The sequence below is a fragment of the Pseudomonas sp. LP_7_YM genome (assembly GCF_004364435.1).
Lineage (GTDB): Bacteria > Pseudomonadota > Gammaproteobacteria > Pseudomonadales > Pseudomonadaceae > Aquipseudomonas.
This window is the reverse complement of the sequence record NZ_SOCT01000003.1, coordinates 461521-476640: the sequence shown is the minus strand read 5'-3', so window position 1 is coordinate 476640 and position 15120 is coordinate 461521. Positions and strand designations below refer to the sequence as shown.

General features: G+C 59.4%; 10 protein-coding genes. 4 read left to right on the top strand and 6 right to left on the bottom strand.

The window, feature by feature from the left end:
* A complete protein-coding gene (locus EC915_RS11195) occupies positions 1 to 627 on the bottom strand; it encodes a LysE family translocator (RefSeq protein ID WP_133750582.1) in 627 nt (208 codons plus the stop codon).
* Positions 628 to 698: 71 nt separating this feature from the next.
* Positions 699 to 2045 (bottom strand): NCS2 family permease, encoded by a 1347-nt coding sequence (locus EC915_RS11190; protein ID WP_133750581.1) that lies wholly within the window; start codon positions 2043 to 2045, stop codon positions 699 to 701.
* A 343-nt stretch (positions 2046 to 2388) separates the two neighbouring features.
* Here EC915_RS11190 and EC915_RS11185 point away from each other — a divergent pair, with 343 nt between their 5' ends.
* On the top strand, positions 2389 to 3153 hold the full coding sequence (locus EC915_RS11185; protein ID WP_133750580.1) for a GntR family transcriptional regulator: 765 nt from the start codon (positions 2389 to 2391) through the stop codon (positions 3151 to 3153).
* 100 nt (positions 3154 to 3253) lie between these two features.
* On the opposite strand, the gene guaD is transcribed toward EC915_RS11185, so the two are convergent.
* The 4 genes from guaD to xdhA form a co-directional block, all read right to left on the bottom strand.
* Complete coding sequence (guaD, locus tag EC915_RS11180) at positions 3254 to 4558, bottom strand: guanine deaminase (RefSeq protein WP_133750579.1); 1305 nt, start codon at positions 4556 to 4558, stop codon at positions 3254 to 3256.
* A 24-nt stretch (positions 4559 to 4582) separates the two neighbouring features.
* Positions 4583 to 5422 carry a xanthine dehydrogenase accessory protein XdhC gene (gene xdhC, locus EC915_RS11175; RefSeq protein WP_133750578.1) on the bottom strand — a complete coding sequence of 280 codons (840 nt, stop codon included), beginning with the start codon at positions 5420 to 5422 and terminating at the stop codon, positions 4583 to 4585.
* A 233-nt stretch (positions 5423 to 5655) separates the two neighbouring features.
* Entirely contained in the window at positions 5656 to 8073 is a 2418-nt protein-coding gene (xdhB, locus tag EC915_RS11170) for a xanthine dehydrogenase molybdopterin binding subunit (RefSeq protein WP_133750577.1), read from the bottom strand.
* The gene (gene xdhA / locus EC915_RS11165; protein ID WP_133750576.1) at positions 8066 to 9535 is read right to left on the bottom strand and encodes a xanthine dehydrogenase small subunit; all 1470 of its coding nucleotides are present in this window, start codon (positions 9533 to 9535) and stop codon (positions 8066 to 8068) included. The genes xdhB and xdhA overlap by 8 nt, the downstream gene beginning before the upstream one ends.
* 282 nt (positions 9536 to 9817) lie before the next feature.
* Between xdhA and EC915_RS11160 the strand changes: the two genes are divergently transcribed.
* The 3 genes from EC915_RS11160 to zipA all read left to right on the top strand — a co-directional run bounded on the left by EC915_RS11160 (position 9818) and on the right by zipA (position 15087).
* On the top strand, positions 9818 to 10477 hold the full coding sequence (locus tag EC915_RS11160) for a GntR family transcriptional regulator (RefSeq protein WP_133750575.1): 660 nt from the start codon (positions 9818 to 9820) through the stop codon (positions 10475 to 10477).
* Positions 10478 to 10480: 3 nt separating this feature from the next.
* On the top strand, positions 10481 to 13969 hold the full coding sequence (gene smc / locus EC915_RS11155; protein WP_133750574.1) for a chromosome segregation protein SMC: 3489 nt from the start codon (positions 10481 to 10483) through the stop codon (positions 13967 to 13969).
* Between the two features lie 260 nt (positions 13970 to 14229).
* Positions 14230 to 15087, top strand: coding sequence for a cell division protein ZipA (gene zipA, locus EC915_RS11150; protein ID WP_133750573.1), 858 nt, complete (start codon positions 14230 to 14232; stop codon positions 15085 to 15087).
* Positions 15088 to 15120 lie beyond the last annotated feature (33 nt).

The following is a 15120-nucleotide window of genomic DNA, read 5'->3' as shown; positions in this document are numbered from 1 at the left end:
TCAATGACTGAGCAGCGCCGCCGTGCCCGCGCCGCCGAACAGGCCTGCGCTGACACGGTTAAACCAGCTCTGGCCCTTGCCGGTGCGCAGGTAGCGTGCAGCGCCTTGGGCGCTCAAACCGTAGAACAGCTTGCAGGCCAGATCCAGCAGGGTCCAGGTGATGATCAGGGTGATCAATTGACCCGCAAACGGCTGGCCGGGCTTGAGGAACTGCGGCAGGAAAGCGGCAAAAAACAGAATGTCCTTCGGGTTGCTGGCGCCCAGCACGAAGGCGCGCCAGAACAGCGACCCAAATGCCGGCCTGCTCGCTGCCGCCGGTACCTGTGCGCCGCTGGCAGGTTGGCGCGATTGCCTCCAGCTCTGCCAGGCCAGATAGAACAGGTACAGGCCGCCGATGATCTTCAGCGCGCTGAACAACTGCTCCGACGCCAGCAATAAGGCTCCGAGCCCCAGAGCCGAGGCGCTGAGCAGGCAAATTGATGCACAGACCCCGCCGAGAAACGCCGGGTACGAGCGCAGCAGACCGTGGTTAAGGCTGTTGCCGATCATCAGCAATGACAGCGGGCCCGGGATCAAAATCACCACCAATGCAGCGCCGCCGAACAGCAGCCAGGTTTCCAGCGTCATGCGGGTTTCTCCTTTATCTGAAAATTGCCCGCATCTCTGTGCAAGACGCAGGGCTCGTTATTGCAGTGAAGCTACAAAAACACGAACTTGGCAATGAAGATCGCGCACAACACCCAAAGGCTTGGCGAAATCTCCTTAAAACGCCCAGTGCCCGCTTTCAGCACTACATAAGTGATGAAGCCCAAGGCAATGCCGTCAGCCACGGAGAACGTCAATGGCATCATGATCGCCGTGACAACGGCAGGGATGGAGTCAGTGGTCTCGTTCCAATCGATATGGGCCATGCCGCCCATCATCAGCATCGCCACATAGATCAGCGCGCCGGCGGTGGCATAAGGGGGAATCATGCCGGCCAGCGGTGCGAAGAACATTGCGGCGACGAACAGCAGCCCGACGGCCACTGCGGTCAGTCCGGTGCGACCCCCGGCTGCCACACCCGAAGCACTTTCCACATAGCTGGTGACCGGTGGCACGCCGACCATTGCGCCGAATACGCTTGAGGCGCTATCGGCCTTGAGTGCGCGGGACAGGTTTTCGATGCGGCCATCCTCGTTCACCAGCCCTGCGCGTTGCGCCACCCCCATCAGCGTGCCAGCGGTGTCGAACATGTGCACGAACAGAAACGCCAGCACCACGCTGATCATGCTGACGTTGAACACACCGGCGATGTCCATCGCCATCCAGGTCGGCGCCAGGCTCGGTGGGGCAGACCAGATACCGTTGTAATGCACCAGGCCCAGACCCCAACCGGCCAGGGTCACGGCGATGATGCTGATCAGAATCGCGCCGAATACCCTGTGATAACTCAGCACGGCGATCATCAGAAAGCAGATGGCCGCCAGCAGCGGACCAGGCTCGCGCAACGAGCCGAGTTTGATCAGCGTCGCTGGACTGTCGACCACGATGCCGGCGGTTTTCAGGCCGATCAGGCCAAGAAACAGACCCACGCCAGCGCCCATCGCAAAACGCAGGCTCAGCGGAATGCTGTTGAGCAGCCATTCGCGGACGCGTGACAGGGTCAGAACCATGAAGATCAGCCCGGAGATAAATACTGCACCCAGCGCCGTCTGCCAGCTGTAACCCATGGTGCCGACCACGGTGTAGGTGAAGAATGCATTGAGCCCCATGCCCGGAGCCAGACCCACCGGCCAGTTGGCATACAGCCCCATCAACAGGCAGCCCAGCGCAGCGGCGATGCAGGTGGCGACGAACGCGGCGCCATGATCGATGCCGGCGTCAGCCATGATATTGGGGTTGACGAAAATGATATAGGCCATGGTGATGAAGGTCGTGAGCCCCGCCAGCAACTCGGTTCGAGCGGTCGTGCCATGCAGGCTCAGCTTGAAGATGCGTTCAAGCAGCCCGGTGCGCGGTGGCGTGGTATCCAGCGACGCAGCTTCGGTTTTGCGACTTTGCACAATGAAATCCTCGGAACGTTCTTGTTGTTTTTCAGAGCGGTGACTGCTCCGTGAGGCGAATCAGTTGGTGGCGCAATTTATTGACTGAAAAGTCAGAAAATCACGCAGATGAATTATGCTTTTGTATACAACAAATGCAAATAATGTTTTTTATATTCAACTATTTTTAACTGATTGATTGTATGCATAAAGCCAGGCGTTGCAGAAACCTGTGAAGACCTTACGCAGTGTGTACAATGCGCCATTACTTTTACTGTGACTTTGCACTGATATCTGCTATTGCTTTTGTCATTAAGCAGCCACGGTTACGGCCAATGCGCCGCATTCAGCTTTAAGAGTGCCCATGAACGATCAGTTGCAACCTCTCAAGAAACAACCGCGCACCGCCAAGGTGGGCCGCAGCGGCACCCAGGACGACATTGTCTACGCGCACATTTTCGAAGCCATTCTCGAACAGCGGCTGGCGCCCGGCACCAAGCTGTCCGAAGAAGCGTTGGGCGAGATTTTCGGGGTCAGCCGCACCATCATTCGCCGCGCGCTGTCGCGTCTGGCCCATGAGGGTGTGGTTTTGCTGCGTCCGAACCGCGGTGCGGTGGTCGCAAGCCCAAGTGTCGAAGAGGCCCGTCAGGTGTTTTTCGCCCGGCGCATGGTCGAGAAGGCCATCACTGAACTGGCGGTCGAACATGCCAGTACCGAACAGCTCAGCGAGCTGCGCAAAATGGTCAGTGACGAACGCGACAGCTTCTCCCGAGGGGATCGTGGAGCGGGTATTCGCCTGTCGGGTGAGTTCCACCTCAAGCTTGCTGAAGCCGCGAAGAACGCGCCGCTGATCAGCTTTCAGCGCAGCCTGGTATCACAGACGTCGTTGATCATCGCCCAGTACGAAAGCGGCAACCGCTCACACTGTTCCTACGATGAACACACCCAGTTGATCGACGCCATCGAAGCCCGTGATGCGACCCTGGCGGTGAGCCTGATGATGCATCACATGGACCATATCGACAGCAAGCTCAGCCTCGACGAAGACAGCGCGTCCGATGATTTGCACGCGGTGTTTTCGCACCTGATGTTGCCGAAGAAAAAGCCGGGGCGTAGTACGACGGTTTGACCGTATAAGTTCGTTGCAGCTATTGCGGCGAATACAAGACCTGTGGGAGTGAGCGGATCACCCCACGGTGGTTTTGCGCTGTGACGACCTGTCAAGAACCTCAGCGCTTGTGCACCAAAGCCCCCGCCGAATAAGTCTCGCTGACCGTTCTGTCGTCCCCCAGCGTCATTAGCACGAACAACCGCTCTTCAAGGCTGGTCGCCTGTTTCATGCGATAGGACAGCAGCGGTGTGGCGTTGAAATCCAGGATGACGAAGTCCGCCTCGGTGCCGGCGTGCAGATTGCCGATCCTGTCCTCCAGACGCAGCGCCCGCGCGCCGCCCAGGGTGGCCAGGTACAGCGACTTGAAGGGGCTGAGCCTGGCTCCCTGCAGCTGCATTACCTTGTACGCCTCATTGAGCGTTTGAAGCATCGAGAAGCTGGTACCCGCCCCGATATCAGTGCCCAGTCCCACATTCACTTTATGCCGCTCGGCCATCGGCAGATTGAACAGACCACTGCCCAGGAAGAGGTTGGAGGTCGGACAGAAGGCAATCGCTGAGCCGGTTTGCGCGAGGCGCTCGCACTCCTGATCGCACAGATGCACGCCATGGGCGAATACCGAACGTTCGCCCAGCAGCTTGAAGTGGTCGTAGACATCCAGATAATGCTTACGCTCCGGGAACAGCGCCTTGACCCATTCGATTTCCTTCAGGTTTTCACTGATGTGGGTCTGCATGTACAGGTCCGGGTACTCGGTCAGCAGCTTACCGGCGAGGGCGAGTTGCTGCGGCGTGCTGGTCGGCGCGAAGCGTGGCGTGACCGCGTAATGCAGGCGACCCTTGCCATGCCAGCGTTCGATCAGCGCCTTGCTGTCGACATAGCTCGACTCGGCAGTGTCCACCAGATAATCCGGCGCATTGCGGTCCATCATCACCTTGCCCGCGATCATGCGCAGGTTGAGCTTCTCGGCGGCCGTAAAGAATGCGTCCACCGATTCTTTGTGGCGACTGCCGAACACCAGGGCGGTAGTCGTGCCGTTACGCAGCAACTCCTTGATGAAGATGTCGGACACTTCGGCAGCATGGGCAGGATCGGAAAACTGACTTTCGGCAGGGAATACGTACGTGTTCAGCCAGTCCAGCAACTGCTCGCCGTAGGACCCCACCAGGCCGGTCTGAGGTAAATGGATATGGGTGTCGATGAAACCGGCGGTGATCAGGGCGTCTTTGTAGGTCAGCACTTCCACATCACTGCCTAGCGTCGCCAGCAGGTCGCGGGCATGCCCGACGGCGCAAATCTTGCCATTTTCGACGATCATCAGGCCGTCTTCGAAGTACTCGTACGACGCCTGGACCGCGACTTCGGCAGGGTCGGCGATGCTATGGACGATAGCGGCGCGGTAGGCTTTCTTTTCAATAGTCATGTTTACAATTCGTTCTTCTAGGGTTCATTGCGCCTGGCTTCGGCGGGAAGCGGGCATCAGTCTGGCAACGGGTTCGGACGTCGAACTCTGTTCACCAAAGGTGGCGTTGTAGGTGGCGATCACCTCGGCGGCTACCGATACGGCGATTTCCATCGGCAGCTTGCCCTTTACTTCAGCCAGACCCATGGGGCAGCGCATCCGCTGTACCAGTGCGGGATCGAAGCCTCGTTCGCGCAGGCGATGCTCGAACTTCATGCGCTTGGTCTTCGAGCCGATCAGGCCGAACCAGTTGAAATCGCCGCGCTTGAGGATTGCCGCTGTCAGTTCCAGGTCCAGCGCGTGATTATGCGTCATGACGATGCAATAACTGCCAGCCGGCAGGCTATCCACTTCGTCGATGACCTCGTCATTGATGATCTTCGTTACGCCTTCGGGCATGTGCGTCGGGAACTCCGTTTCCCGCGAGTCTATCCAGCGTACATGGCAGGGCAGGCTGGCCAGCAGCGGCACCAGTGCGCGACCGACATGGCCGGCACCGAATACGGCGATCTGTGCCTGGGGCTGACCCATGGGTTCGAACAGCAGCACATTCACTCCGCCGCAACACTGGCCCAGACTGGCGCCGAGGCTGAAGCGTTCCAGGCGGGTCTGCTGGCTGCCGCTGACGAGCATCTGGCGGGCGATTTCCATGGCCTTGTATTCCAGATGACCGCCGCCGATGGTGCCGTAAATCCGCTCGGCGCTGACCACCATTTTCGAACCGGCATTGCGCGGCGTAGAGCCACGCTCGTCGATGATCGTCACCAGTACGCAGGCTTGCCCCTGGGTTTGAAACTCGGCGAGGGCGCTGATCCAGTTGTTCATGTGCTTCTCCTGATCACCTGTGTAGCGGATCAAAAAATCTTCGTCGGTCATTGGGGCCTATTCGTCCCGCCGCGGTTCACACCAGGCTCATCCCAAAAGGATTTACCCCAGTCTTTCGGTCTTGCACCCATCGCTGTGGAAACGAATTCGTTCACGATGGGCCGGCACATCCGACGTACTTACGCGCTTTGATCGATCATCGCGAACCAATTTACGCCCACAGAGTTGACCGCTCACGCCTGCAAGACCGGGGCAACGGACAATTCATGGGCAACACTAACGGCCTGCGCGCTCGCCATCTTCAACTGGCGCATCTGCTCGCAGCCCCACAGCACTCGCTCCGGCGTGGCGGGTGCGTCGATCTTCGGTTGATGCCGGTAATCGCCCAGACTCGCCACCGCGTCCTTGATCGCACACCACGCTGCGATGCCCAGCATGAATGGCGGCTCACCCACCGCCTTGGAATGGAACACCGTGTCTTCCGGGTTCTTGCGATTCTCCACCAGCCTGACCCGCAGATCGGTCGGCATGTCCGCCACGGCCGGGATCTTGTACCCGGCCGGGCTGTTGGTCATCAGCTTGCCCTTGGCGTTCCACACCAGCTCTTCGGTGGTCAGCCAGCCCACGCCCTGAATGTAGCCACCCTCCACCTGACCGATGTCGATAGCCGGGTTCAACGAAGCGCCGACGTCGTGCAGGATGTCAGTGCGCAGCATCTTGTATTCGCCGGTCAGGGTATCGACGATCACTTCGGTGCACGCCGCGCCGAAGGCGAAGTAGTAGAACGGCCTTCCCCTTGCCAGGCTGCGGTCGTAGAAGATCTTCGGCGTCTTGTAATAGCCGGTGCTGGACAGCGACACCTGGCCCATCCACGCCTGCTGCGCAAGCGTGTCGAAGGTGATGACCTGCTCACCGACACGCACATGGCCATTGCGGAACTCGACGTGCGACGCCTCACACTTGTAATGCCGGGCTGCAAACTCGATCAGCCGCTGCTTGATGGTTTCGGCCGCGTTCTGCGCCGCCTTGCCGTTCAGGTCCGCGCCGCTGGAGGCGGCGGTGGGCGAAGTGTTCGGGACTTTATCGGTATTGGTCGCGGTGATCTGCACGCGGTCGATGGCCACCTGAAACACCTCGGCCACCACCTGTGCGACCTTGATGTTCAGGCCCTGACCCATCTCGGTGCCGCCGTGGTTCAGGTGAATGCTGCCGTCGGTGTAGATATGAATCAGCGCACCGGCCTGGTTGAGGAAGCTGGCAGTGAAGGAAATACCGAATTTTACCGGCGTCAACGCCAGGCCTTTCTTCAGGATCGGGCTGCTGGCGTTGTAGGCTTCGATGGCTTTGCGCCGCTCGGCGTACTGGCTGCTTTCTTCCAGTTCGGCGGTCATTTCCTCGAGCAGGTTGTGCTCGACTTGCTGGTGATAATGCGTGACGTTGCGCTCGGTCTTGCCGTAATAGTTGGCCTTGCGTACCGCAAGCGGATCCTTGCCCAGGTGCCGGGCAATGGCGTCCATCACCTCCTCGATGGCAACCATGCCCTGTGGGCCGCCAAAGCCACGATAGGCGGTATTCGACGCCGTGTTGGTCTTGCAGCGGTGACCGTTGATCGTCGCGTCGCCCAGGTAATACGAATTATCGGCATGAAACATCGCGCGGTCGACTATCGATGCCGAAAGGTCCGGCGAGTAGCCGCAGTTGCCGGCCAGCTCCAGCTGAATCCCGTGCAGGCGACCGTCATTGTCGAAGCCTGCGTCGTACTCGACATAGAAGGGGTGGCGCTTGCCGGTCATGAGCATGTCCTCGACCCGCGGCAGGCGCATCTTGGTCGGCTGGCCGGTTAGGCGCGCGATCACTGCGCACAGGCACGCCGGGCTGGCCGCCTGGGTTTCCTTGCCGCCAAAGCCACCGCCCATGCGGCGCATGTCGACCACGATTTTGTTCATCGATACATCGAGCACTTCGGCTACCAGCTTCTGCACTTCGGTCGGGTTCTGGGTCGAGCAATACACGATCATTCCGCCGTCTTCAGTGGGCATCACTGAGGAAATCTGTGTCTCCAGATAGAAGTGTTCCTGCCCGCCGATGTGCAGCGTGCCCTGAATGCGATTCGGTGCTGCATCCAGCGCAGTGGCTGAATCGCCGCGTTTGTGCGTGTGGCTGTCGAGCACGAAATGCTTGTTGCGGTAGGCCTGGACCACGTCCAATACCGGCTCCAGGTCTTCGTATTCGATGATCGCGGCCATCGCAGCCTTGCGTGCGGTGTCCAGATCCCGGGCGGCGACGGCAATCACCGGTTGACCGACAAACTCCACGATGTCGATAGCCAGCAGCGGATCGCCCGGCAACAGCGGGCCGATGTCCTTCAAGCCCGGAATGTCTTCATGGGTAATGGCAATGCGCACGCCTTCGAAGCCATAACAGGGTGACACATCGACCTTAACGATCCGGGCATGGGCCCGATCGGACATGCGCGCATACACATGAAGCTGATTGGGAAATTCCAGTCGGTCGTCGATGTAGATTGCCTCGCCGGACACGTGCTTGTCGGCACTGTCGTGCTTGACGCTGCGCCCGACGCCGGTGGTGAGATCCTGCTGAAACAGTGCGACCAGTTCTTCCTGGGTTTTGATTGGCTGATGGTTAGACATAAGCGGTCACCCGGGTCTCGATGTGTGGCGTTTGCAGCTCGATGAAATATTTGCGCAACAGATTCTGCGCGCTGAGCAGGCGGTATTCCTTGCTGGCGCGAAAGTCCGAAAGCGGGGTGAAGTCTTGCTCCAGCGCAGCGCAGGCGCGCTCGACCGTGGCCTGCGTCCAGGGCTGTCCGATCAGGACTTGCTCGCAATGGGCCGCGCGTTTAGGGATCGCAGCCATGCCGCCGAACGCCATACGCGCTTCAATGACCACGCCATTGTCCACTTGCACCCGAAAGGCGGCGCAGACCGCCGAGATATCGTCGTCAAGCCGCTTGGAAACCTTGTAAGCGCGGAATGCCTGGCTGGCGTCGGCCTTGGGCACGATGATCTTCTCGATGAACTCGCTTTCCTGACGTGCCGTGACGCGGTAATCGATGAAGTAATCCTCCAGCGCCAGCGTGCGGCTTTGCGTGCCTTTGCGCAGGACGATCTTCGCGCCCAGCGCAATGAGCAGGGGAGGCGAATCGCCAATTGGCGAGGCGTTTGCGATGTTGCCGCCCAGCGTGCCTTGATTGCGGATCTGCAATGACGCAAAACGGTGCAGCAATTGGCCGAAATCCGGATATTCGTTGCTCAGTGCTTCATAGCAGTCGGTCAGCGCCGTCGCCGCACCGATTTCGATCCGGTCGTCGTAGTGCTCGATTTTCTTCATGTCGGCGACGTTGCCGACGTAGATCATCACCGGCAGGGTGCGATGCAACTGCGTGACCTCCAGCGCCAGATCGGTACCGCCTGCCAACAGGCGGGCTTGCGGGTAGGCGTCATACAGGTCTGCGAGATCAGCCACGGTCAGCGGCACCAGGCAGCGCCTGTCGCCGCCACTCAGCTCGGCGGTTTGCACGGGTTTGATGGCTCTGAGGCGGGTGATGGTCTGTGCTTTATGTTCATCGAACTGATCGGGCTGGCGTTGACCACACGCCTGCTCAGCGGCGGCGAAGATCGGGCGGTAGCCGGTGCAGCGGCACAGATTGCCCGCGAGCGCTTCATGGGCCTGAGCGTGTTTTTCCTTCGCAGAGTCGGCTTCGTCGCTGTTCTTCTGCAATGCAAACAGCGACATCACAAAACCCGGGGTGCAAAAGCCGCATTGCGAGCCGTGACAATCGACCATGGCCCTCTGCACGCTGTGCAACTGACCCTGGTGCTTGAGATCTTCGACGCTGATCAATTGCTTGCCATGAAGGGAGGCGACGAAGGTCAGGCAGGCATTGAGGCTGCGGTAGTTCAGATGATCCTGACCATGGTCGTCTGTACTCAATTCGCCGATCACCACCGTGCAGGCCCCGCAGTCGCCGCTGGCGCAGCCTTCCTTGGTCCCGGTTTTGTGCAAATGCTCGCGCAAATAATTGAGCACCGTCATGTTGGGGTCCAGGGCATGCTCGGTTTTCAGCGCTTGGTTCAGTAAAAACTGGATCACCGGTTGTGCCTCGCTTTTCTTTTACTGGAAGGGGTCATCGAACCTGTCGATGAATCTATCAGTTCTAACTATTGGGTCAACGAAAATCTGACCTGTAAGTCAAGAAATTGAGTTTTGCCGGGTTTGCCGATTTTTGACGGCAGAACGTTGCAATAAAAACGTGATGTATTGCTTAAGCTTTTGCTTATTTCGTGCCAGTTTGCGTGACATGGCCCTGCGCCACGGGTGTCCAGTGCGATACACTCCGCCGCTTGTAGGCAGTTATTGGTTGAAAGTAGAGAAATGACGTTCAAGGCACCGGACAGCCTCGCTGAGCAGATCGCTCATCACCTCGCCGAGCGGATCATTCGCGGCGAGCTCAAGCCAGGGGAGCGGATTCAGGAGCAGAAAGTCACTGCGTCGCTCAATGTCAGCCGCGGATCGGTTCGTGAAGCGCTGTTGATCCTCGAACGCCGCCACTTGATCGCTATCCTGCCGCGCCGTGGGGCGCAGGTGACTGTCCTCACTGCGCACAATATCCAGAGCCTCTGCGCGTTGATGAGCGAGCTGTATATCCTGCTGGGCCTGGCCGTGGCCAAAAGCTGGCAGGAAACGCTGGACCTGGCGCCGTTCCTGCAAATCCAGCAGCGGCTGATTGCCAGTTGCGAGCGCAACGATGTGAAAAGCTTCGTTGAAGACAGCTTCAATGTGATGCGTGCCGCTTATCCGTTCGCCAACAACCCTTATCTGGAAGAAACCGTCGAGAACCTGCAACCGTCCATGAGCCGCTTCTACTATCTGGCGCTGGAGCAGCGCCAGGCGCAGATGAGCGAGTACCTGACCCTCTTCGGCCAACTGCTCGAAGCCGTGGTCGCCCGAGATCTGGTGCGCATCCGCAGCGTACTGACCCGCTACGCCGAGCGCAGCTGCCAGACGATCCTTTCTGCATTGGCGGCCAACTGATCCATGCGCCTCAAATGCATCAGGCTGGCCGGGTTCAAGTCGTTCGTCGACCCGACGACGGTGAACTTTCCCGGCAACATGGCGGCCGTTGTCGGCCCCAACGGATGCGGCAAATCCAACATCATCGACGCGGTGCGCTGGGTCATGGGCGAAAGCTCGGCAAAGAATCTGCGTGGCGAGTCGATGACCGACGTCATCTTCAACGGCTCTACCACCCGCAAACCGGTGAGTCAGGCAAGTATCGAACTGGTCTTCGATAACTCCGACAGTACCCTGGTCGGCGAATACGCCAGCTATGCGGAAATTTCCATTCGCCGCAAAGTCACCCGCGACAGCCAGAACAGCTACTACCTGAACGGCACCAAATGCCGTCGTCGCGACATCACCGATATTTTCCTCGGCACCGGCTTGGGGCCACGCAGTTACTCGATCATCGAGCAGGGCATGATCTCCAAGCTGATCGAAGCCAAGCCCGAGGACCTGCGCAATTTCATCGAGGAAGCGGCGGGCATCTCCAAATACAAGGAGCGCCGCCGCGAAACCGAGAACCGCATTCGCCGCACCCATGAAAATCTTGCGCGCCTGACTGACCTGCGCGATGAACTCGAACGCCAGCTGGAGCGCCTGCACCGGCAGGCTCAGGCCGCCGAGAAGTATCAGGAATACAAGGCCCAAGAGCGTCAGCTCAAGGCGCAACTGTCGGCCCTGCGCTGGCAGGCATTGAATGATCAGGTTGCTCAGCGCGAGGCGGTCATTGGTACTCAGGAAGTCAGCTTCGAAGCCTTGGTAGCCGATCAGCGCAGCGCCGACGCGGCCATCGAACGTCTGCGCGACGGGCACCACGACCTCTCGGAGCGGTTCAATCTGGTGCAAGGTCGCTTCTATTCGGTGGGCGGCGACATTGCCCGCAACGAGCAGAGCATCCAGCACGGCCAGCAACGATTGCGTCAATTGCAGGACGATCTGCGCGAGGCCGAACGCGCCCGGCAGGAAACCGAGTCACATCTGGGCCACGACCGTACCTTGCTCGCGACCCTTGGCGAAGAGCTGGCAATGCTCGAACCCGAGCAGGATATGACCCTGGCCGCAGCTGAAGAGTCCGCCGCAGCACTGGAAGAGGCCGAGGCCGGTATGCACGGCTGGCAGGAGAAGTGGGACGCCTTCAACCTGTCGTCGGCCGAACCCCGTCGCCAGGCTGAAGTTCAGCAGTCACGGATCCAACAGCTGGAAACCAGCATGGAACGGCTGGCCGAGCGTCAGCGTCGCCTCGGTGAAGAGCGTCAGCTGTTGGCGGCCGATCCCGAGGATGCTGCGATCCTGGACCTGAACGAAGACCTCGCCGGCCGGGAAATGACTGTTGAGGAGCTGACCACCGAAGAAGAACGGCTCATCGAGCGCCTGGAACATCTGCGCATCGAGCTGCAACACGCCGCGCAATCCCAGCAGCAGGCTCAAGGCGATCTGCAGCGGCTCAACGGTCGGATCGCCTCGCTGGAAGCGCTGCAGCAGGCCGCGCTGGATCCGGGCACCGGCACTGCCGAGTGGTTGGATGCGCAGCAATTGAGCGAGCGGCCGCGTCTGGCTGAAGGCTTGCGCGTTGAGTCGGGCTGGGAGCTGGCGGTGGAAACCGTGCTGGGCGCCGATCTGCATGCGGTACTGGTCGACGACTTCGCGGGTCTGGATCTGGCCGGCTTCAGTCAGGGGGACCTGCGACTGGTCAGCCCGGTCGCAGATGTCACGCGGATACCCGGCAGTTTGCTGGATAAAGTCGAATCCACCGTCGATCTCGCCCATTGGCTGGGGCAGGTCAAACCGGTGGAAACCCTCGACGATGCGCTTTCACTCAGGGCGGGACTGGGCGCAGGGCAAAGCCTGATCAGTCGCGATGGCTATTGGGTGGGGCGTGATTTCCTGCGCGTACGCCGTGCCAGCGAAGCCGAAAGCGGGGTGCTGGCCCGTGGTCAGGAGTTGCAGCGTCTGGAAACAGAACGCGAAGAGCGTGAGGCCACCCTGGCAGCTGTGGAAGACCAGTTGCTGGCCCAGCGCGAGCAGCAGCGCTTACAGGAAGACAGCCGTGAACAACTGCGTCGCCGCCTTCAGGATGAAGCGCGTCAGCAAAGCGAACTCAAGGCGCGGTTGTCAGCGGCCAAGGCCAAGGTCGAGCAGTTGGCATTGCGCCGCACGCGCCTGGATGAAGAGTTGGTCGAACTGGTCGAGCAACGTGCCCTGGAGCAGGAAAGCCTCGGCGAGTCGCGCCTCCAGTTGCAGGATGCCCTCGACAGTATGGCGCTGGACACTGAACAGCGCGAATTATTGCTGGCTCAACGCGACAGCTTGCGTGAGCGACTGGACCACGTACGTCAGGAAGCCCGTCAGCACAAGGATCATGGCAACCAGTTGGCCGTACGCCTGAGCTCGCTGCGCGCGCAGCATGATTCGACGCGCCAGGCGTTGGAGCGGCTGCAAATGCAGTCCGAACGTCTCACTGAAAAGCGCGAACAGTTGAGCCTGGGCCTGGAGGAGGGTACAGCGCCACTGGAGGAACTGCGTCTGAAGCTCGAAGCGCTGCTGGAAAAACGCATGGTCGTGGATGACGAAATGCGCACCGCAAAAAACGCGTTGGAAGATGCCGACCGCGAATTGCGCGAAGCCGAAAAGCGCCGGACCCAGGCCGAGCAACAGTCACAACTGTTACGCGGCCAACTGGAGCAGCAGCGGTTGGAGTGGCAATCGCTGACCGTGCGCCGCAAGACCTTGCAGGAGCAGTTGCACGAAGACGGCTACGATTTGAATGGTGTGCTTGCGACGTTGACGCCTGAGGCGAACGAGAAAGACGCCGAAGAGGAGTTGGGTCGCATCGATGCCCGTATCCAGCGTCTAGGCGCGATCAACCTCGCCGCCATTGACGAGTATCAGCAGCAATCCGAGCGCAAGCGCTATCTGGATGCTCAGGATGCCGACCTTGTCGAGGCGCTGGATACGCTGGAAAACGTCATTCGCAAGATCGACAAGGAAACACGCAATCGCTTCAAAGAGACCTTTGATCAGATAAACAGCGGAATTCAGGCACTTTTTCCAAAAGTTTTTGGTGGCGGCAGTGCTTACTTGGAACTGACGGGCGAAGATTTACTCGATACAGGGGTGACGATCATGGCGCGTCCGCCCGGAAAGAAGAACAGCACGATCCATTTGCTGTCCGGCGGCGAAAAAGCGTTGACTGCACTGGCCCTGGTTTTTGCCATTTTCAAACTTAATCCGGCGCCGTTCTGCATGCTCGACGAAGTCGATGCGCCATTGGACGACGCTAACGTGGGCCGCTATGCCCGGCTGGTCAAGGAGATGTCGCAAACGGTGCAGTTCATCTACATCACCCATAACAAGATCGCCATGGAAATGGCCGATCAGTTGATGGGCGTCACCATGCATGAGCCGGGGTGCTCTCGCCTTGTGGCAGTGGATGTGGAGGAGGCAATGGCGCTGGTGGATGCATAACGGGCCGCCACGCGTTCAAAGATCAAGCGCGCTGGGGTGCTTTAACAGTGGAACACGAGAGCGGCAGCCGCGCTCATTTGCAGGTGCCTGCGGCACGGCAGATGTATCGGACGGTGTAAAGTTACCTTTGGTCGTGCTAGCTTAATGTCCACTTTTCATCTGCGTGGGTAAAACGCCAGTCAGAACATAGAGTTGGCTCCACGTTTTAAAGGGGTTTAGGCCCTTAATTTTCAGAATTTTCATTAGAGGCACGGGATTACATGGAAATCGGTCTGCGAGAGTGGCTGATCGTCATCGGCATTATTGTCATTGCCGGTATTCTTTTTGACGGCTGGCGCCGTATGCGCGGTGGCAAAGGCAAGCTCAAATTCAGGCTGGACCGCAGCTTCTCCAATCTTCCAGACGACGAAGAACCGTCGTCTGCCGAGGTTCTGGGCCCTGCGCGCGTCCTTGACACCCATAAGGAACCTCAGCTCGACGAGCGCGACCTGCCGACCATGAGTGCCGCACGCGACCGTCCAGAGCGGCAAGAGCGCGAAGGTAAACGCAATAAACGCAAGGATCAGCCTCAACAGGGCGATCTGAGTCTGGACGCGGAAGGTTCGAGCCTTTCCAGCGCTCGTGATGACGACTTCCCGGACGAAAAGGCGCCTCAGCGAATCACCGAGGACAAGGACCTGCCACCGGTTGAAGAAGTGCTGGTGATCAGCGTCATTTCCCGGGATGAGGGCGGCTTCAAGGGCCCCGCGTTGTTGCAGAATATTCTGGAAAGTGGTTTGCGGTTTGGCGAAATGGATATTTTCCATCGCCACGAAAGCATGGCCGGTAACGGTGAAGTACTGTTTTCCATGGCTAACGCGGTCAAGCCGGGCGTGTTCGATCTGGATGACATCGATCACTTCAGCACCCGCGCCGTGAGCTTCTTCCTCGGTCTGCCGGGCCCGCGTCACCCCAAGCAGGCTTTCGACGTAATGGTGGCCGCTGCACGAAAGCTGGCTCATGAGCTCAACGGTGAACTCAAGGATGATCAGCGCAGTGTCATGACCGCGCAGACCATTGAGCACTATCGCCAGCGCATCGTTGAATTCGAACGCCGCGCGCTGACTCAGCGTCGTTGATTGATATCCGGTGCCCGTGCGCCGGATCGCACC